20 protein-coding genes are annotated in these 19,087 nt (G+C 64.3%); 13 read left to right on the top strand and 7 right to left on the bottom strand.

Annotated features, from left to right (window positions below):
• The first annotated feature begins 28 nt into the window (after positions 1-28).
• Complete coding sequence (gene yunB, locus BMZ79_RS14285) at positions 29-922, top strand: sporulation protein YunB (RefSeq protein ID WP_090641160.1); 894 nt, start codon at positions 29-31, stop codon at positions 920-922.
• Between the two features lie 103 nt (positions 923-1,025).
• Here the strand turns inward: yunB and BMZ79_RS14290 are convergent, their stop codons facing one another.
• Positions 1,026-2,036, bottom strand: a complete 1,011-nt coding sequence (locus BMZ79_RS14290) for a M23 family metallopeptidase (RefSeq protein WP_090641162.1) — start codon at positions 2,034-2,036, stop codon at positions 1,026-1,028.
• A 109-nt stretch (positions 2,037-2,145) separates the two neighbouring features.
• On the opposite strand from BMZ79_RS14290, the gene lipA reads away from it, so the two are divergent.
• Positions 2,146-3,153: a lipoyl synthase gene (lipA, locus tag BMZ79_RS14295; RefSeq protein ID WP_090641562.1), complete on the top strand. Its 1,008-nt coding sequence runs from the start codon at positions 2,146-2,148 to the stop codon at positions 3,151-3,153.
• Between the two features lie 19 nt (positions 3,154-3,172).
• A complete protein-coding gene (locus BMZ79_RS14300; protein ID WP_090641164.1) occupies positions 3,173-4,108 on the top strand; it encodes a YutD family protein in 936 nt (311 codons plus the stop codon).
• A 195-nt stretch (positions 4,109-4,303) separates the two neighbouring features.
• On the opposite strand, the gene BMZ79_RS14305 is transcribed toward BMZ79_RS14300, so the two are convergent.
• From BMZ79_RS14305 to ylbJ, 3 genes are all read right to left on the bottom strand, one after another.
• Positions 4,304-6,043, bottom strand: coding sequence for an ABC transporter ATP-binding protein (locus BMZ79_RS14305; protein ID WP_090641166.1), 1,740 nt, complete (start codon positions 6,041-6,043; stop codon positions 4,304-4,306).
• 1 nt (position 6,044) lies between these two features.
• A complete protein-coding gene (locus BMZ79_RS14310) occupies positions 6,045-6,842 on the bottom strand; it encodes an NAD kinase (RefSeq protein ID WP_090641168.1) in 798 nt (265 codons plus the stop codon).
• 132 nt (positions 6,843-6,974) lie between these two features.
• Entirely contained in the window at positions 6,975-8,048 is a 1,074-nt protein-coding gene (gene ylbJ, locus BMZ79_RS14315; protein WP_090641563.1) for a sporulation integral membrane protein YlbJ, read from the bottom strand.
• A 451-nt stretch (positions 8,049-8,499) separates the two neighbouring features.
• Between ylbJ and BMZ79_RS14320 the strand changes: the two genes are divergently transcribed.
• Both BMZ79_RS14320 and BMZ79_RS14325 read left to right on the top strand, forming a co-directional pair.
• The gene (locus tag BMZ79_RS14320; RefSeq protein ID WP_371263724.1) at positions 8,500-8,883 is read left to right on the top strand and encodes a globin domain-containing protein; all 384 of its coding nucleotides are present in this window, start codon (positions 8,500-8,502) and stop codon (positions 8,881-8,883) included.
• 23 nt (positions 8,884-8,906) lie between these two features.
• A complete protein-coding gene (locus BMZ79_RS14325) occupies positions 8,907-9,605 on the top strand; it encodes a DUF2225 domain-containing protein (RefSeq protein WP_090641170.1) in 699 nt (232 codons plus the stop codon).
• A gap of 137 nt (positions 9,606-9,742) precedes the next feature.
• On the opposite strand, the gene BMZ79_RS14330 is transcribed toward BMZ79_RS14325, so the two are convergent.
• Together BMZ79_RS14330 and BMZ79_RS14335 are read right to left on the bottom strand one after the other, a co-directional pair.
• Positions 9,743-9,979 carry a hypothetical protein gene (locus BMZ79_RS14330; RefSeq protein ID WP_090641172.1) on the bottom strand — a complete coding sequence of 79 codons (237 nt, stop codon included), beginning with the start codon at positions 9,977-9,979 and terminating at the stop codon, positions 9,743-9,745.
• The gene (locus tag BMZ79_RS14335; RefSeq protein ID WP_090641174.1) at positions 9,976-10,158 is read right to left on the bottom strand and encodes a YycC family protein; all 183 of its coding nucleotides are present in this window, start codon (positions 10,156-10,158) and stop codon (positions 9,976-9,978) included. Before BMZ79_RS14335 ends, BMZ79_RS14330 begins: the two co-directional genes overlap by 4 nt.
• Before the next feature lie 291 nt (positions 10,159-10,449).
• Here BMZ79_RS14335 and BMZ79_RS14340 point away from each other — a divergent pair, with 291 nt between their 5' ends.
• Together BMZ79_RS14340 and ndk are read left to right on the top strand one after the other, a co-directional pair.
• Positions 10,450-12,243, top strand: coding sequence for a M3 family oligoendopeptidase (locus BMZ79_RS14340; protein ID WP_090641176.1), 1,794 nt, complete (start codon positions 10,450-10,452; stop codon positions 12,241-12,243).
• Positions 12,244-12,475: 232 nt separating this feature from the next.
• Positions 12,476-12,958, top strand: coding sequence for a nucleoside-diphosphate kinase (gene ndk, locus BMZ79_RS14345; RefSeq protein ID WP_090641178.1), 483 nt, complete (start codon positions 12,476-12,478; stop codon positions 12,956-12,958).
• 148 nt (positions 12,959-13,106) lie between these two features.
• Here the strand turns inward: ndk and BMZ79_RS14350 are convergent, their stop codons facing one another.
• A complete protein-coding gene (locus BMZ79_RS14350; protein WP_371263725.1) occupies positions 13,107-13,736 on the bottom strand; it encodes a nitroreductase family protein in 630 nt (209 codons plus the stop codon).
• A gap of 315 nt (positions 13,737-14,051) precedes the next feature.
• On the opposite strand from BMZ79_RS14350, the gene BMZ79_RS14355 reads away from it, so the two are divergent.
• The 6 genes from BMZ79_RS14355 to BMZ79_RS14380 are packed head-to-tail and all read left to right on the top strand — an operon-like array spanning position 14,052 to position 19,040.
• Complete coding sequence (locus tag BMZ79_RS14355) at positions 14,052-15,149, top strand: P-loop NTPase family protein (RefSeq protein ID WP_143088956.1); 1,098 nt, start codon at positions 14,052-14,054, stop codon at positions 15,147-15,149.
• Positions 15,150-15,162: 13 nt separating this feature from the next.
• Positions 15,163-16,401, top strand: coding sequence for a TadA family conjugal transfer-associated ATPase (locus BMZ79_RS14360; RefSeq protein WP_090641184.1), 1,239 nt, complete (start codon positions 15,163-15,165; stop codon positions 16,399-16,401).
• Positions 16,398-17,243 carry a type II secretion system F family protein gene (locus tag BMZ79_RS14365; protein ID WP_256252741.1) on the top strand — a complete coding sequence of 282 codons (846 nt, stop codon included), beginning with the start codon at positions 16,398-16,400 and terminating at the stop codon, positions 17,241-17,243. The genes BMZ79_RS14360 and BMZ79_RS14365 overlap by 4 nt, the downstream gene beginning before the upstream one ends.
• Before the next feature lie 13 nt (positions 17,244-17,256).
• Entirely contained in the window at positions 17,257-18,111 is an 855-nt protein-coding gene (locus BMZ79_RS14370) for a type II secretion system F family protein (RefSeq protein ID WP_090641187.1), read from the top strand.
• Between the two features lie 34 nt (positions 18,112-18,145).
• A complete protein-coding gene (locus BMZ79_RS14375; protein WP_090641191.1) occupies positions 18,146-18,337 on the top strand; it encodes a Flp1 family type IVb pilin in 192 nt (63 codons plus the stop codon).
• On the top strand, positions 18,327-19,040 hold the full coding sequence (locus BMZ79_RS14380) for a TadE/TadG family type IV pilus assembly protein (RefSeq protein ID WP_090641194.1): 714 nt from the start codon (positions 18,327-18,329) through the stop codon (positions 19,038-19,040). The genes BMZ79_RS14375 and BMZ79_RS14380 overlap by 11 nt, the downstream gene beginning before the upstream one ends.
• Positions 19,041-19,087 lie beyond the last annotated feature (47 nt).

The raw sequence follows: 19,087 nt of genomic DNA on the forward strand, positions 1-19,087 counted from the left end.
GGACAAACGCTCGGAAGGGGGACGCACGATGCGCAGATGGGGGAGAAGAGGCTGGCGGAGCAGAGGCGTCCGGCGCCGGTCCGGCGGCGCGGCCGGCGGCAAGAAGCCGAACCGCCGCCGGAGGCTCGTGTTGTTTCTGGCGCTCCTCTTTTTGATCTTCTTCTTCCAGACGTTCATCTTCGTCGAGCGGAATTTGCAGAAGCCGCTGATGGCCGTCGCGCAGGTGCGCGTCAAGCAGGAAGCGACGCAGGCGATCAACAAGTCGATTACCGATCAGGTGGCGGAGACGACGAACGCCGACAAGCTGATCGAGTGGAAGACGAACGCCGCCGGCAAAATTTCCGGCTTCATGCTCAATTATTCCGAGCATATGCGAATCACGTCCGAGACGATCGACACCGTGCAGCGGACGCTCGACCGGATGGGGGACATCCCCGAGAAAATCCCGCTCGGCCAGGCGCTGGGCAGCGCGATCATCGCGTCGTTCGGCCCGCGCATCCCCGTCAAGTTCGAGCCGATCGGCGCCGTGAAGGTGGACTTGAACACCCGGCAGAAGGACGCCGGCATCAATATGATTCTCGTGGAAGTGTACATGCACATCGTGGCGGAAGTGTCCATCATCATTCCGTTCGACACGAAACCGGAGCTCGTGGAGACGGAGATTCCGATCTCCTATCTGCTCGTCGTGGGCGACGTGCCGACGTATTATTACGACGGGAACGGCAAGCCCGTCGGCGATTCCGCGCCGAACGCGCCGAGCATCGCCATTCCGGCGAATCCGGGCGCCAAGGAAGGCGACGCCGCGGGCGCGGGCGACGCCGCGGGCAGCTCCGCGGGGGCGGACGGCGGTTCCGCGCCGGACGAGAACGCGCTGCCGGCGGACGCCGACGCGGGCGCGGACGAGGCGGACGCCGATTCGTGACGTCCGCCAACGCGAAGAAGAGCGCTTATCGGCTTGGGACCGGATAAGCGCTCTTCTTGTTTGTCGCGCGGCGCCGGGAGCGGGGCTGCGCCCCGCCGCGGGATTACCGCCTCGCGGCGCGCAGCGCGCGGCGTTCCTCGGTTTCCCACTGCCGCAGGCTCGGATACGGGTCGAAGGACCATTCCACGAGTCCGCGGTCGCGGTAGATGCCGTAATGCAGATGCGGCGGGAATTTGCCCTGCGTGCCCGGGCGGCCGTAGCCCGAGCTGCCGACCCAGCCGATCGTCTGCCCCGGCTTGACGATGGTGCCGACGGCGATCGTCTTGTCATAGCCGGACAGATGCGCATAGTAATGATAGTAATTGTTGAGGTCGCGGATGCCGATTCGCCAGCCGCCGTACGGGTTCCAGCCCTTCACCTCGACAACGCCGAAGCAGGTGCTCCGCACGGGCACGCCGTGGTTCGCGAAGATGTCCGTGCCCTCGTGGATCCGGTAGCCGCCCCAGCTTCGGCGCGTCCCCCACGTCCCTTTATACGAATAATTGTCGCCGATCGGAAGGGGGAAGGCGTGCCGGAACAGGTCGAGCTTGCCGTACGCCTCGTACAGGCGGGAGAACTGCCGGATGCGCTGCACGGCCCGCGTGTTGTGGTAATACTGCCACAGCCCGATGGCGAAATCGTCCTCCTCCGTGCCGTACTGCAGCAGGTGGTTGGCGACGGCGTACATCAGGTCGGTATCGTCCGTGCGCCTCGCGAGCCCGTCGCCGTCGCCGTCTTCCCCGAGGCCGTGGAACCAATGAATGGATAGCGGAGACTGGTCGCCGCTGTCCGGGTTCAGCTCGCCGGCCCACTCCGTGTCGGTGACGAACACGCCGATGTACTCGCCGAGCTGCTCGCGCGTTTTCGGGCGGGCGTTGGTCATCGTCCGCTCGTATTGGTCCACCGCGGCCAACCGATACCAGGGGATGCCCGTCACGACGCTGATCTCGTCGTACAGCACGCGCCGTTTGGCGTAGATTTCCTCTTGGGCTTCCTTTTTCCGGGGCTCCGCCGCGGCCGCCCGTCCCGCGACCGGCTGCAGAAGCAGCGAGAGCGCGAGCGGGAGCACCGCCATGAGGCGGAAAGCATATGATTTCACATGGTTCAGCCTCCAAACATGGGGGCCGTCCGTTCGCCGCGCCGATCCGTCGCCGGCGCGCGCCGCGTCCGGCCGTTGCCTTAAAATGGACGCCTTGAGAAGCGGCGCCTTCCAGCTGTTATGGTTTGCAAATCATTGGTTTTTATCCGAAACATGCTATAATAAGACGGGAATCAGCGAACAGGAAAGCAGGTACAGCGCGATGAAAACCAAAGAGAAGCAACCTAAGCCGGATTGGCTGCGAATAAAATTGACGACGGGCGGCAATTATGCCGAACTCAAAGATATGATGCGTTCCAAAACTTTGCATACGGTGTGCGAGGAAGCCAAGTGCCCGAACATTTACGAATGCTGGGCGAACCGGACCGCGACCTTCATGATCCTCGGCGATATCTGCACGCGGGCGTGCCGGTTCTGCGCGGTGAAGACCGGGCTGCCGACGGAGCTCGACCTGCAGGAGCCGGAGCGCGTGGCGGAAGCCGCGGAGCAAATGGGCTTGCGCCATTGCGTGGTCACCTCCGTGGCGCGCGACGATCTGAAAGACGGCGGCGCGAGCATTTTCGTGGAGACGATCAAGGCGATCCGGCGCAAGCTTCCGCTTTGCAGCGTGGAAGTGCTCATTCCCGATTTCATGGGGAACTGGGACGCGCTGCGGGCGGTCATGGATGCCAAGCCGGATATTTTGAATCATAATATCGAGACCGTCGCCCGGCTCTCGGACCGCGTCCGCGCGAAGGCGAAATACGCGCGTTCCATGGAGCTTCTGAAGCGGGCGAAGGAAATGCGGCCCGACATCCCGACCAAATCGAGCATCATGCTCGGCGTCGGCGAGGAATGGGACGAAATTTTGGAAGCGATGGACGACTTGCGCGCCGTGGATTGCAATATTTTGACGCTCGGCCAATATTTGCAGCCGTCGCCGAACCATATGCCGATCGCGCGTTACGTGCATCCCGACGAGTTTGCGAAGCTGAAGGAAGAGGGCTTGAAGCGCGGCTTCAGCCACGTGGAATCGGCGCCGCTCGTTCGCAGCTCGTACCACGCGCACGAGCAGGTGAAATCCGCGGAGGAAGCCCGTACCGCATCCTTGTGAGAAGGAGTGAGAAGCAGCCTTGATCCATATTAGCGGCAGAACCTACGCATTAATTCACGAAAACAAAAACGGCTGGAATCTCGAGGCGTTCCGGGAACGGTACAGCGACGTGCTGGAACGGTACGATTACGTCGTCGGGGATTGGGGTTACAATCAACTGCGTCTCAAGGGGTTCTTCCGCGACGGCCACCCGAAGGCGACGCGGGACACCTTGATCTCCTCGATGGCGGATTATATCAACGAATACTGCAACTTCGGCTGCGCGTACTTCGTGCTCGAGAAGCAGCCCGGCGGGGCGAAGCAGGGCGAGGACGGCGGTACGGGCGTGGACGGCGAAATCGAGATCATCGAGGTGCCGGACAGCGCCGAGGAAGCGTACCTGACGGCTTCCCGGGCGATCGCGGCCGCCAAGGCGGTCGAGGCGCCGGCTTCGGAGAACCAGCACGTGAAGTTCATGCCCCGCCACGAGCGGGACCTTCGCCGCGAGCAGCAGCGCAACCGGCACCGGGATACGGCGAAGGAGACGGACAAGGAGAAGGACGGCGGGCGCGAGAACCGCAAGCCGGCCGGCAAGGACCGCGACCACGGAGGCCGGCAAGGCCAGCAGGGCGGACGCGGCCAGCAGCACGATCGGGGCGAGCGCCAGGATCGCGGCGAGCGGCAAGAACGGCCGAACCGGGGCGAGCGCCAAGACCGGCCGAACCACGGCGAACGCCAGGACCGGCCGAACCCTGGCGAGCGCCAGGACCGCGGCGAGCGCCACGAACGAGGGGAGCATCGCGGCGAACGTCAGGACCGGGGCGAACGTCCGGAGCGCTCGGAGCGCAGCAAGGGCAAACGCCATTTCAATCCGAACCAGCAGCATCAGAAGGTGCCCGCGGCCGCGGCTTCCGAGCCGAAGCCGCAGTCTTCGCAGCCCAAGAACAAAGATTCCGCGCCGAAGCCGCAGCAATAGCCGGCTGGCGCGTCCGACGCAAAACGGCCATGCGGGCCTTGAGCCTGCATGGCCGTTTATTTGCGTCCGGCTCGTCTCGCGGAGCCGGCTGGCGCCCGCTGCAACGCCAGGGCAACGGCAAAACCGAACAAGAAAGGACCGGGCGCGGCCATCCGCCGCCCGGTCCTTTCGTTCGTTCCGGCGCTCGCCCGGAAGCTATAGATACTGCACGTTGTAGAGGCGGGCATACGCTCCGTCCCGGGCCATCAGCTCGTCGTGCGTCCCTTGCTCGACGATTTCCCCGTGCTCCATGACGACGATGGGATCGGCGTGCGTGATCGTCGACAGCCGGTGGGCGACGACGATCGTCGTCCGGTTGCGGGCCAGCTCCGCGAGCGATTCCTGGATCGCGTGCTCCGACTCCAGATCGAGCGCGGACGTGGCTTCGTCCAGCACGAGTATGGCGGGATCCTTCAGGAAGACGCGGGCGATGGCGATGCGCTGCTTTTGCCCGCCGGAGAGCTTGACGCCCCGCTCGCCGATTTCGGTGTCGTAGCCGCGGGGCAGCGACTGGATGAACGTATGGGCGTTGGCCCGCTTGGCCGCTTCGATCACGGCCTCTTCGGAAGCCTCGGGGCTCCCGAGCAGAATATTGTCGCGAACGGAGCCGCTGAACAGGATGTTGTCCTGCAGCACCATGCCGATGTGGGCGCGCAGGCTCCGCTGCGCGACGCGGTCGATCGGCACGCCGTCGATCCGAATGCGGCCTTCCTGCACGTCGTAGAACCGGGCGAGCAGGCTGACCATCGACGACTTGCCGCCGCCGCTCATGCCGACGAGCGCGGCGGTCGCCCCGCGCGGAATCGTCAGGTTGATGTTCCGCAGCACCCAGTCCGTCTCGTGCTGGTAGCGGAACGAGACGTTCTCGAACGCGATGTCGCCGCGCACCGCCGGCAGCGCCGCCGCGTCCGGCGCGTCCTTCACCTCCGGCTGTTCGTCGAGCAGCTCCATGACCCGCTCGAGGGATGCCGACGCTTGGGTCAGCTCGGTCGACGAGTTGACCAGCCGGCGAAGCGGCGCGTAGAGCCGGTCCAGATACCCGTAGAACGCGACGAACTCGCCGAGGGTGAGCGCGTCCCGGACGACCAGGTAGCCGCCGGCGGCGAGCACGAGCAGCGGCGCGATCTCGGTCAGCGTGTTAATGATCGACTGCGTGAGGGCGTTCCATCGGGTCAGCGCGAACGCCCGCTCGAGGAACGCGTTGTTCCGTTTGCCGAACTGCCGCTCCTCATGGCGCTCGAGCGTGAAGCTCTTGATGACCGGGATGCCGTTCACGTGCTCGTTCAGATAGCCCTGCATCTCGGCGAGCGCTTGGGAGCGGGATTTGGAATACCCGCGCAGCCGCTTGTACAGCTTCTTCACCGCATAGCCGTAGAAGGGCAGAATGGCGATCGCGACGAACGTCAGCGGCACGTTCATGCCGAACATGATGACGAGCGCGATGACGAGCGTGAAAATGTCCAGCCAGACGTTCATGAGGCCGGTCTCCACGAGCGCCTTGGTCTGCTCGGCGTCGTTCATCATCCGCGAGATGATCTCGCCGGACTTGCGGTTCTGGTAGAACCGCAGCGACAGCTGCTGCAGATGCGCGTACAGCTTGTTGCGCAGGTCGTACAGCACCCGGCTCGTCGTGAACTGGGCGAAATATTGCCGGAAATATTCGATCGGATAGCGAAGGACGACGAAGATCAAAAAGGCCAGCCCGACTGCTTTGAACAGCCGGGCGGTTTTGTCGGCGGCGGGCAGCTTGGCGAGCAGCACGTCGTCGACGACGTATTTGATGAACAGCGGCAGCGTCAGCGGAATCGCGAACTTGACGGCGCCGATGAGCAGCGTCAGCGCGACGAGCCACTTGTACGGCTTGACGAGGCGGTAGAAGGCGCGATACCGGTTCATATCACTTCAGTTCGTAGCCCAGGAACGCTTCCCGGACCCGGTTCCAGAACGGGAACGGCCGATAGCGGGCAAAGCTGATTTTGCGCGTGGACACGCTGCACCGGATGGAACGGATGTCGTCGCGCGTGATGTTCAGGTGGTCGAACGTGAGCTGCAGCCGCTGGTCCTTCCGCGAAATGATGTCGCAGTGGTGATGCTGCGGCAGGACGACGGAGGAGCCGAGCGTCCGGTACACCCGGTTGTTGATGGACGCGATTTCGGCGATTTGGAGACAGTCGATGGAAGGATGGATGACCGCGCCGCCGAGGCTCTTGTTGTAGGCGGTGCTGCCGCACGGCGTCGAGACGACGATGCCGTCGCCGCGGAACATCTCGAAGAGCTCGTCGTTGATGTCGATCTCCGCGACGAGCGTGTTGTCCACGCCCTTCAGGGTGAATTCGTTGACCGCGATGTAGGTGGACAGGCCCTCGGACGTGTCGAGCACGATTTCCGCGAGCGGGTAACGCACGATCTTCGGTTCGTCCTCCGCCATCATGCCGACCAGCGTCTCCAGCTCGTCGGCCTTCCAGTCGGCGAAGAAGCCGAGATGGCCGGTGTGGATGCCGACGAAGGCGATGTCGTCGATCCGGTCGATGTGGGTATGGAAAGCTTGCAGCAGCGTCCCGTCGCCGCCGATGGAGATGACCGTCTCGGGCCGCTCCTCGTTGCGCTTCAGACCGCGGGCCGCCGCGAGCGTATGGAAATCGGCGGCCAGCTGCTTGGACAGCTTGTCGCCTCTGTCAATGACGTCGTAATTCAAAAGTTCTAGCCCCTTCCGCACGGCAGGGCGTTCCGAAGAGACGGTCCGCGCCGCGTTCGGGCGGCGGCCGCTTCGGGGCGCGTCAGCCGGTTTCTTCTTGCATCATAGCCGAAAACGGGGCCGAACACAACGTTACGCGGCCGGTCCGAGCCATCCCCAAAGCGCGTAAATAAGCGCGGCGGCGATGAAGCCGTGCAGCAGGCGGGCCAGGAGAAAAGGCTTATAGCGGAGGTCCGTGCGGCTAAGCAGGCTGGCGACCTGGGCGTGGACGGACAAGCCGGCCCAGGAGAGCACGAACGCGGCGATCGCCGCCTGGTGCATGAGCCCGCTGCCCGCGGCTCCGCCCGCGGCGCGCGCGCCGAGCGTCACCTCGAAGAGGCCGCTCACGACGGCGTCGGACAGCGCGGCCGGCACGCCCGCGAACCCGAGCAGCAGGCGTACCGCGGCGGCAAGCACCCCGATGCCCCCGGTCTGGCGGAGCAGCTCCATGACGACGGAGAACACGACGACGAGGCCGCCGACGACGATCATGAGGCGCAGCGCGGCTTGTACCGAATCCTGCAGCAGCGTGCCGAGCGAGCGGCCGTCCAGCATGCGCGCCTCGTGCATGGCCCGGATCGCTTCGGCGAACCGTCCGCGCTTCCATCCGCGGGGAGCCGCCGCCTTCGCCTCGGCGCTGGCCGGCGCATGGCGGTCGTGGAACCGCATCAGCAGCCCGATGATCAGGCCGCCGCCGTAATGCGCCGCGGCCAGCACGGGCGCGAGCGCGGCGCTGTGGAAGAACCCGACCGACACGGCGCCGATCAGGAAGATCGGGTCCGAGGTCGTCGTGAAAGCCACGAGCCGCTCGCCCTCGGCGCGGTTGATGAGCCGCTGCTCCCAGAGCTGGGCGGTCAGCCGCGCCCCGACGGGATAGCCCGACGCGTAGCCCATGGTGACGACGAAGCCGCCGATGCCCGGGATGCGAAAGAGGGGCCGCATGAACGGATCCAGCATTTTGCCGAAGAAGTGGACGATGCCGAAGCCGAGCAGCAGCTCGGAGATGACGAAGAAGGGGAAGAGCGCCGGGAACAGCACCTCCCACCAGATCGAGAGCCCCCGGAGGGACGCCTCGAACGCCTGGGCGGGAAAGGCCGCGAGCAGCAGCGCGAGCAGGGCCGTCGACCAGGCGGGAACGACGGACGGACGAAGCAGGAACCGGACGATATGCAAAGGGAGTTCCCTCCTATGGACGAATGGAATCGGACCTACTACTGCTATATGTTCCGGCGCGGACAATCATCACTTGTCCCCGGGGACCTCGTCCGGAAAAGCCCTGAAAATGCCGGTTTTGCGCAAAAATATTTTTTTGAGAACGCTTGCAAAACCTGCTGTCTTTTTGGTTGCGATATGGTACAATCGGAGTAAGACAAACGCTAGAGGTGATGGGTATGAGTATTCTAGCCGGCATTCTTGTCTGCGCCTTCGTTTACGTCATCCGCGAGTCGCTGGTGGCTCCCGGGGAAGAGGATTACGAGAGTTGATCCGTCGTTCAAAAGTTTCATACTACGCCGCAATGCCCTCTTGCGAGAGGGCATTTTTTTGATGTTTTCGTCCCGGCCGAAAGACCGAAAAGTTTGTTATACTAATCCCAAAGACCTAAAAAACGGAGATGAAGATGACGATGAATAACCATAGCACTATTTTCGAAGCCGTCGGAGGCGTCGCGGGAATCAGGCGGATCGTGGAGGCCTTTTATCCCAAGGTGCAGCGCAATCCGCTGATCGGACCGCTGTTTCCGGCCGACATCGATCCCGTCATGGACCGGCAAACGCTGTTTCTGTCGCAGTTCTTCGGCGGTCCCCCTCTGTATTCGGACGAGTACGGCCATCCCATGATGCGCGCCAGACATCTGCCGTTCCCCATTACGCCGGAACGCGCCGAGGCTTGGCTGGGATGCATGCGGGAGGCGCTGGCCGGGACGGATCTGCCGCAGGAGCTGCAGGCGATCATCGTGGACCGGCTCTCGGGGCCGGCGCATCATTTTATCAACCAACCCTAAACGATCTGGAGACGTGATGACGAATGGAACTGGAGCCGCTATACTCGACCGCCAAAACCTGCCCCTGCTGCGGTGCTTCCTTTCAAACGTCGCGCGTTCGTCCCAGCTTCAAGAAAGCGGACAGCCGGGAAACCGACTTTCAAGCCGCGTACAAGAGCGACGTTAACCCGGATTATTACGTCGTCTTCGTCTGCCCGGGCTGCGGCTTCGCGACGACGGAGAACGGCGCGGCGGCCATGACGGACGCCAAGCGGGAGCTGTACTACGAGCGGATCGGCTCGCGCTGGACGCGCCGGGATTACGGCGGCAGCCGGACGCGGGAGCAGGCGGCGGATTGCTTCAAGCTCGCGCTGCTGTGCGCGGGCATCGTCGGCGAGAAGGAGCGGGTGGTGGCGGGCATTCTTCATCATCTCGCCTGGCTGTACCGCTCGGCGGGGAACGCCGGGCAGGAGCGGCGCTTCCTGCGCTACGCCCTGGACGCGTACGTCGCCGTGTTCGAGACGGAAGGCGTCTCGCTCAACAACGCCAAGCTGATGTATTTGATCGGGGAGCTGCACCGGCGCCTCGGCGAGCCGCGGGACGCCGTCCGCTGGTTCTCCCGCGTCGTGAACGACAAGAAGATCACCGACGCCGCGATGATTCGCGCGAGCCGCGAGCAGTGGCAGCTGATCCGCGAGGAACAGACGGGCCTCGGCGAGGATACGGCCGCCGACATCGCGTAGCGGCAAGACGAAGAAGCCGCCCGGACTTGGGAGTCCGGGCGGCTTCTTCGCCGTTCGTACGGAAGGGTTCGGCCGGCGGGGCCCGCTGGCTATGCGCGTCCGGCCGATCGAATGCGGCCGCGGCCGGCAGGCGCGGTTCAGGCGCGGCGCAGCACGGTGTCCGTCAACAGGTAGTCCTGGTCCGTGTCTAGGACGGTCACTTTATTATGGCAGCAGGGAAAGACGAGCAGCTTCTTTTTGCCGCCGCGGATTTCGGCCAGCTCCTTCGGCCGCATCGGGAGCAGGACGTTGTCTTGCCCGCAGAACGGGCAGGAGGCGACGTATACGTCCTTCATGAAGACGTCGTAAGGCCAGGCGCGCTCGAAGGGAATCACGGTTTGCCGTCTCCTTCGGCGCCGTCGCCGCCCGCGGCCTTGGCGTCGGCCTTCACCAGCTCGGCGATTTTTTGCAGCAAAATATGCTTCGGCATATGCATGAGATGCTCCAGCGGAACATTCAATTCCTTGGCCAGCTTCACGGCCGTCTCGGGGGACAGCTGCAGCGGTTGGGACATCTTCGTCAACTCCTTTGTCGATCTGATCGTAGGAACGGAAGGCTTGTCTGCGTAGGATTGGTAAAAGGACGGCCCTTGCCGTTATAATCAGTTATACACCGATGCGCTTCGTTGCGCAATGCGGGACGGCCTCGGTTTCGGGCGGATGACGCAAGGCGGATGCCGAAAAGCCGCGTCCCCGCGCGAGTCCGGTCCGGCCGGGCGCCCGAGGCCGTTTGGACGAAAGGGCCTTGTCCGGCTTGGTTTTACGACATGGTAGACAATACGAACTTATTCGAGGAGGCACCCCCAATGACAACCTCTTATCCGATGACTTGGGACTTGGACGCGATTTATCCGGGCGGCTCGGGTTCCGCGGCTTTTCTGGCGGAACTGGCCGGCATGGAACGCGACATCGAGGCGCTGGCCGGCGAGCTTGCCGCGCTGCCGGCGGACGCCGCGCCGAACGGGCCGCAGCTGAGCGCCTGGACGGCCGCGGTGCAGTCGATTCTGCTGCGGCTGCGCCAATCCGATTCGTTCGTCTCCTGCCTGCAGGCGCAGCAGATGAAGGACGCCGCCGCGAACGGCCTGAACGACCGCGTGAAGACGATGTCCGCGAAGTTCAATTCCGCGCTGACCCGCTACGACGAGCAGCTGCTGCGCGTCGACGGCGCGTCGTGGGAGGCGTGGCTGAAGGACGGCGACGCGGCGCAGGTCGCGTTCGTGCTGAACGAGCGCCGCGAAGCGGCGAAGGAGAAGCTGCCGCCGGAGCAGGAGGCGCTGGCCGGCGAGCTGGCGGTCGACGGCTATCACGGCTGGGGCGACTTCTATAACACGATCGTCTCGCGCATCCGCTTCGACGTGACGGAAGAGGACGGCACCGCGAAGGCGCTGTCCGCGGGGCAAATGTTCAACCGCCTGTCGAACAGCGACCGTTCCGTGCGCGAGACCGCCTTTCAAGAATGGGAACGCGGCTGGGGCGAGCAGGCGGATCTGTGCGCCGATACGCTGAACCGCATCGCCGGTTTCCGCCTGAAGCTCTACGGCAAGCGCGGCTGGGATCGCGTGCTGATGGAGCCGCTCGACATGAACCGGATGACCGCCGCGACGCTGGACGCGATGTGGGCGGCGGTCGCGGAGGGCAAGCCGAAGCTCGTGCGCTACCTGGAGCGCAAGGCGAAGCTGCTCGGCCTGGACAAGCTCGATTGGCACGACGTCCACGCGCCGCTCGGCCAAGTCGAGAAGAAGGTGTCGTACGACGAAGCGGCCGCGCTCATCAAGGCGCAGTTCGGCGCGTTCAGCCCGGACCTGGCGGCGTTTACGGAAATGGCGTTCCGCGACGCGTGGATCGAGGCGGAGGACCGCCCCGGCAAACGGCCCGGCGGCTTCTGCACGGCGTTCCCGAAGAGCGAGCAGACGCGCATCTTCATGACGTACTCCGGCACGCCGGACAACGTCTCGACGCTGGCGCACGAGCTCGGCCACGCCTATCACCAGCACGTCATGAACGACCTGCCGCCGCTGGCGCAGGAGTACGCGATGAACGTGGCGGAGACCGCGTCGACGTTCGCCGAGATGATCGTGGCGGATTCCGCGCTGGAAGCGGCGACGGACCGCGAAGAGAAGCTGGCGCTGCTCGACGAGAAGCTGCAGAACGCCGTGGCGTTCTTCATGAACATTCACACGCGGTTTATTTTCGAGAACCGGTTCTACGAGAAGCGCCGCGAAGGCATGGTCAGCCACGAGGAATTGAGCGCGCTGATGGCGGACGCGCAGCGGGAGGCCTTCAGCGGCGCGCTGGGCGAGCTGCATCCGCATTTCTGGGCGTCGAAGCTGCATTTTTACTTGACGGACGTGCCGTTCTACAATTTCCCGTACACGTTCGGCTATCTGTTCAGCGGCGGCATCTACGCCATCGCCAAGAAGGAAGGCGCGACGTTCGCGGACAAGTACGTGGCCCTGCTGCGGGACACGGGCCTCATGACGGTCGAAGAGCTGGCCGCGAAGCATCTGGGCGTGCGGCTCGAGGAACCGGGCTTCTGGCGCGAAGCGGTGGCGCTGCTGCTGGCGGACGTGGACGCGTTCCTGGCGCTGACCGAAGCGTAAGGCTACGGAGGATTGACTTCAGGCAAGTTCTGGCATCGCGGCGGAGGAATGAAAGCTCCCTTGGCGTGGCATACTAGGCAGAGAAGGAACGGTGCGGCCCGCGAGGGCGTCGGCGCCGTTTTTCTGTCCCTTCGCGCGTATATCGGATGAATGCCGCATGTTCGATCTTCGGATCGATCGGGCAAATCAATCATCGTCGGCGAGGCGGACGACCACGGAAGGAGAGGTTGGCATGCAGCAGCAAGAGCAGACGTTTGTGATGGTAAAACCGGACGGGGTCCGGCGGGGGCTGATCGGCGCGATCGTGTCCCGCTTCGAGCAGAAGGGCTTCAAGCTGGCGGCCATCGAAATGCTGACGATCGACCGCGCCCTGGCGGAGCGGCATTACGGGGAGCTGCGGGCGAAACCGTTCTTCGGCGAGCTTGTCGCGTATCTGACGTCGGGACCCGTGTGCGCCATGATCTGGCAGGGCGAGCACGCGGTCGAGAACGCCCGCGCCCTGATCGGGAAAACGAATCCCGTCGAAGCGGCGCCGGGTACGCTCCGCGGCGATTTCGCGATGGATATCGCGGGCAACATCGTGCACGGCTCGGATTCGGCGGCAAGCGCGGAGCGGGAGATCGGCCTGTTTTTCGGCCGGACGGCCGACGATCTCCGCGCCGGCTGGCTGGCGGGGCTCGACGAAGCGCACGGCGGCGAGCATACGGTCCATTGACCGCCGGGTTCGACGCGAAACGGCGGTTTGCCGAAGTGTTCGGAACACGCGGCGGAAACAAGGGAAAGCCCTCGCGGTCCCGGATTCGGGATCGGAGGGCTTTCGTTATATAAAGGGTTATGGGGTAGCGCGTTTGGACCGGTTCGAATTAGAACGACTCGTTGATGACGAGCTGGCTGAGCGGCAGGCGGCCGGACGGACGAGCAGGCGTCGCCGCTTCGCCGATCGGGATCATCATGACCGGGATATAGCGAGGCGGAATGTTCAGCGCTTCGACAAGCTTCGCTTTGTCGAAGCCGCCCATCGGCACGGTGTCGTAGCCTTTCGCTTTGGCCGCCAGCATCAGCTGCATGGCCGCCAGGCCGGCGTTTTTGTTCGCTTCGTCGCGCGCGATTTGCTCGATTCCGTACGCCCCTTCGATTTGCTTGATCAGGTTGTCGGCCACGTCTTTCGGCACGTAGCCGTCGCGCGCGGCGGCTTCATAGATTTCGCGGCCCGTGACGTGCGCCTGCAGGTCGCCGAGCACCACGACGACGGCGGACGCGTCGGACACTTGCTTTTGCCCGTAAGCGATCGGAAGGATCAGGTCCTTCTGCTCTTGCTTCTGAATCACGAGAAAACGCCATTGCTGCAGGTTCCACGAGGATGGCGCGGCCGCGGCCAGCTCCAGGATTTCGTTCAGCGTTTCTTGCGGGATCGCGACGTCGCGTTTGTATTGGCGCACGGACGCGCGCGCGCGCATGACTTCTTCGGCCGTCAGGTTGGCGGTCGTATCGATTCGGCTCATAGATAAGTTCTCCCTCTCCAATTGGAATACTTGTATTTATACGAAGGATGATGCGCAAAGCATCTCTTGTGCTGTCGGTATAGTCATTATAATTAACTTACAAAAGATAAGCAACTAATTTTGTTGTCAGAATTCTGGTTCCGATAGCCTAAGAAAAAAGTTGACTCCGAACGTATGTCCGTGGTAAATTATGGTCAAATCAACCCATCTTACGCTACGGAAGCACCGTAACGCGCAGCAGTTCTGCGACGTTACGGTGCTTTTTTGCGTTCGTTTCATCCTCGAAGGAGAGTGGCAATCGTCATCATGAGCAAACGACATTTGATCGTGGCGGTCAAGGAAGGCGAGTACGTCGAGAGGTTCGCGGACTATCTCCGCGATTCCGCGTTCGGCGAGAGCTGGCAGCTGACGGCGTTCACGAATCCCGCGGCGCTTCGCGGCTTCATCCGCGGCGGCTACGCAATCGACTTGCTGGCCGCCCAGCCCGCCATGCTGGGCGAGCTGGGCGAACTGCCCGCCGATCTTCCGGTGGCGGCGCTCGTCGAATTTCTCGGCCAGTCCCGGCACGGGCAGGAGGTGCTGCAGTTTCAGCCGCTGCCGCAGCTGCTGCAGGCGTTCGCCGCGCTGTACGCCGCGGGCGGCAATCGCTTGCCGAAGCCCGTCCGCGAGGGCAAAGGACCCGCCGTCGTCGCGGTCTATTCGGCTTCCGGCGGCACGGGCAAGACGACGCTGGCGATGCAAGCGGCCAAGCAGGCCGGCATTCTCGGCGCGCCGAGCTTCTATTTGAACCTCGAGCAGTGGAACGCCTCCTGGCCCGCCGACGACGACGGAGGCGGGGACCTGGCGAAGCTGCTCTACGCGCTGCAGTCCGATTCCGGGCAAGGCGCGTCCGCCGTCGCCGCGCTGCGAAGGAGGCATCCGTCGCTCGGCTTGGACATGATCGCGGCGAGCGACAATCCGGACGAGCGGCTGGCGCTCGGCGCGGAGCAGGCGAAGCGGCTGATCGCCTCGATCGCCGGCACGGGCGAATACGGCTGCATCGCCGTCGACTTGGACTGCAGGCTCGACGCGCTGCACGCCGGCGTTTTCGAAGCGTGCGACGCCGTGCTGTGGCTGATGACGCCGGATGCCGCCAGCCTGCGCAAGAACGAGCTCGCGCTGGACTACGGCGAGCGGAAGTTCGGCGACGCGTTCGCGTCCCAGCGGCCCAAGTTCCGGTTCGTCCAGGTCGGCGGATCGTCCCGCGAACCGGCCGTGTACGGCGGACGGAACCTGCGGATCGACGCGGTGCTCCCGTACGTCGAGGAATGGGCGAGCGGCGGGCATTTGAGCGGCACCGGGGCGATGGCCCCCCATTACCGCGGAGCCGTCGAGACGCTCATCCGCAGGCTCGGGATCGCGTGAGGAGGCGGTTGGGATGAACGAAGAAACGGTGCAGCTCCTGAAGGAACGCATCCGCGGCCAGCTTGAGCTCGACAGCGCGCTGACGGACGCGGAGCTTAAAGCGCGGATCGAGGCCGCCGTATTCCGCTGGTGCGCCGATCACCCGCTTCCCGCCGGCGAGAAGGTGCAGCTGGTTCGCCGGCTGTTTCACGCTTTTCGCGGCCTGGACCTGATTCAGCCGCTGATGGACGATCCCGCCGTGACGGAGATCATGATCAACGGCCACGAGGAGCTGTTCGTCGAACGGGACGGCCGGCTCGAGCGGCTGCCGTTCGCCTTCGAGAGCCGCGAGCGGCTGGAGGATCTGATTCAGTCCGTCGTGGCCGGGGTGAACCGCGTCGTCAACGAATCGACGCCGATCGTCGACGCCCGGCTGAAGGACGGCTCGCGCGTGCACGTCGTGCTGCCTCCGGTCGCGCTGAAGGGACCGACGATGACGATCCGTAAATTCCCGGAGAAGCCGCTGCTTATGAAGGACCTGGTCGCGTTCGGCGCCATTCCGGACGAGGCCGCCGCGCTGCTCGAGAAGCTGGTCAAGGCGAAGTACAACGTCTTCATCAGCGGCGGAACGGGATCGGGGAAGACGACGTTCCTGAACGCCTTGTCCCAGTTCATCCCCGAGGACGAGCGGATCGTCACGATCGAGGACGCCGCGGAGCTGCGCATCGTGTCCGTGCCGAACCTCGTCTCGCTGGAGACGCGCAACGCCAATACCGAAGGGAAGGGAACGATTTCGATGCGGGAGCTGATTCGGGCTTCGCTGCGGATGCGGCCGAACCGGATCATCGTCGGGGAAGTGCGGGGCGGCGAAGCGATCGATATGCTGCAGGCCATGAATACCGGGCACGACGGGAGCTTGTCCACGGGCCACGCCAACAGCGCCCGCGACATGATCGCCCGTCTCGAGACGATGGCGCTTGGCGGCGCGGACCTGCCGGTCGCGGTAATCCGCCAGCAGATCGCTTCGGCCATCGACGTCATCGTGCATCTCGCCCGGCTGCGCGACCGGTCCCGGCGCGTGACGGAGATTTGCGAGGTGACCGGGATGGCCGGGGGCGAGGTCGCCGTCTCGCCGCTGTTCCGCTTCGAGGAAGAGGGCGAGCGGAACGGCCGCGTCATCGGCGGGTTGAAGCGCTGCGGGAACGGCCTGTCGCGCACATGGAAGCTGAAGATGGCAGGCATGCCGGAGACGATGGGGGGCGAGCGGGCGTGAAGAACAAGAAGAGCCGGGATCGGCCTCGGCGGGATTGGCCGGATTGGTTCGCGTGGCCGGACGCGGAAGCCGCGAAGGCGCGCGCCCGGTCCTCCGAAGGCTTGGTCCGCTATGGCGATTACCGGCTGACCAAGCGGCAGTTCGCGGCGGCGGCCCTCACCGGCGGCGCGGCCGTCTTCATGGCGGCGTACTTATTCTATCGCTCGGCGCCGGCCGCGCTTCTATTGGCGGCCATCGGCATCGCGGCTCCGCGGCTGTACCGTAAGTTTCTGCTGGAACGGCGCAAGCTTCGCCTGACGCAGCAGTTTAAAGAAGCGCTGTATGCCATCGCTTCCTCGCTCGCGGCCGGGCGATCCGTCGAGAACGCGTTTCTGGCCGCGCAGGAGGATCTGAAGCTGCTGTATCCCGGCCCGGGGACGGAAATCCTGGCCGAGTTCGAGATCCTTGCCGCCCGGATGGGCTACGGCGAGCCGCTCGAATTCGCCCTCGCGGATTTGAGCAAGCGGGCCGAAATCGAGGACATCGCCCAGTTCGCCGACGTCTTCGCGACCTGCAAACGGTCGGGCGGAGACATGGTGGACGTCATCCGGAGAACGTCCCAAATGATCGGCGAAAAGCTGGAAGTCCAGCAGGAAATCTCGGTCATGATCGCACAAAAGCGGTTCGAGTCGCGGATCATGATGGCGGTGCCGTTCGTGTTTCTCGCGTTTCTGAGCTTGGCCGCGCCGGAATATATGAAGCCGCTGTACAGCGGCGCCGGCTACGTCCTTCTGACCGGCGCCTTGCTGGCGCTCGGGCTGTGCTACGCGTTGATGTCGAAGATCATGAATATTCGCTTGTAAGGGGAATGGGCATATGGTGGCAGCATGGGCGGCGGGCTCGGCCCTGACGTTAGCGTGGTTCTACGGAATCTTATTGAACGAGCGTTTCGGCGGCGGGAGCAAGGAGCCGAAGCGGCGGTGGATCGCGGGTCCCGCTTCGCAGTTGCTGCAGCGGAGCGGGCTGCTCGACCGGATGCAGCCGCTTGCCGCGGGACTGCACGGAAGGCTGCTGCTCTTGCACGGGCACGACTGGACCGCCGAGGCGAGCCGGGCGTACATCGCCGAAGCCGCCGGCATGGGCTGCGCGGCGGTTTGCGCGGGGGCTTGGCTCGGCGTCTTGAGCGGGGAGCCCGCGATGCCGGTCATCGGCCTGCTGCTCGGCTTCGTTCTTCCCGCCGCGAAGTGGAGGGACGTCGCCCGGAAGCTGGATCGCCGCAAACAGGACATCGTCCTGCTGCTGCCGGAGCTGCTGAATAAATTAATGCTTCTGCTCGGCGCGGGGGAGACGCTGCAGCGGTCGCTCGTCCGCTGCGCGGAACGAAGCGGCGCGCCCGAAGGTCATCCGCTGCTCGCGGAGCTGCGCCGGGTGAACGAAACCGTTCGGAACGGGGAGTCGTTCGCGGGGGCGATGGAGCTGTTCAGCCGGCGCTGCGGCGTGCAGGAGGTTTCGATTTTCACGACGACGCTGCTGTTGAACTACAGGCGCGGGGGCGACCGTCTCGTGCTTTCGCTGAAGGAATTGTCCTACTCGCTGTGGGAGAAGCGCAAAGCCGTCGTCCGCGCCCGGGGGGAAGAAGCTTCGTCGAAGCTGGTGTTTCCGCTCGTCGGCATCTTTTTCGTGCTTATGGTCGTGGTCGCGGCGCCCGCCGTTCTGATGATGGGCGGGTAGCGGCCGAAATTCGAATCGAGGGAGAGAAAACGAAATGCGCAAATGGGGACAAGCGGTTCGCCGCTTTTGGAAGAACGAGGAAGGCTTGGGGACGCTGGAGGTCGTGCTCATTATAGCGGTCGTCATTATTTTGGCGCTGATATTCAAGGATTGGATCATCGGCTTGCTGCAAAATTTGATGGATAACGCGGACGACAAGGCAAGCGGGATCTTCGATGACAAGTAATCGCCCGCTCGGGGCGCTCCTTAAGCGCGAAGAGGGCAGCTTCACGGTCGAGGCGAGTCTCGTGTTCCCGGCGTTGTTCGTGGCGCTGATTTCGCTGCTGATGCTGAGCATGTACGTTTACCAGACGGTCGCGGCGTATCACGGCGCTTCGCTGGCGGCGGAGCGGACGGCTTTCCGCTGGGACAACAGCGCCCGCGATCCCGTCAGCGGCATCGGGCCGACCGGAACTTACGACGGCTTATATTGGCGCATGACGGATAACGGCGCGCTGCGGTCCTTGTTCGATTTGGCCTCAGGCGGCGAAGGGGAGGGCGGCATCGAGATCGACGTCGGCGAGAACGGGTCTGGCGGAGGCGATGACGGCGATGAAGAAGACGCGTCCTTGCCGGTCCTCAAGATGCGGGCGGAAGGCGCCCGCGTCGCAGGGCCGTTCCAAGGCTCGATGCGCTACTCCGGCACGCTGGAGAAGCGGGTGGACGCGAAGCTGCGGCAGCCGCTCTCCATTCCGGTGCTGGAGGCGTTTCTGGGCCATTCGGAGCCAGCGGCGGAGGCGTCCGCTTCGATCGCCGATCCCGTCGAGCTGATCCGGAACGTCGAGCTGGCCCGCTATTACGCCGGCAAGTTCAAGGGCGGCATGAGCGGCGATCAGCGAAAGCAGGCGCAAGCGATCTTGATCGGGCGGCAGGGGATGGAACATGGCTAGGAGCAGGGAGGCCAGGGACGTACGTCGGGCAGGCTGGCCCGGACCGC

The sequence above is a fragment of the Paenibacillus sp. UNC496MF genome, from assembly GCF_900113915.1.
In the GTDB taxonomy this organism is placed as follows: Bacteria; Bacillota; Bacilli; order Paenibacillales; family Paenibacillaceae; genus Paenibacillus_Z; species Paenibacillus_Z artemisiicola.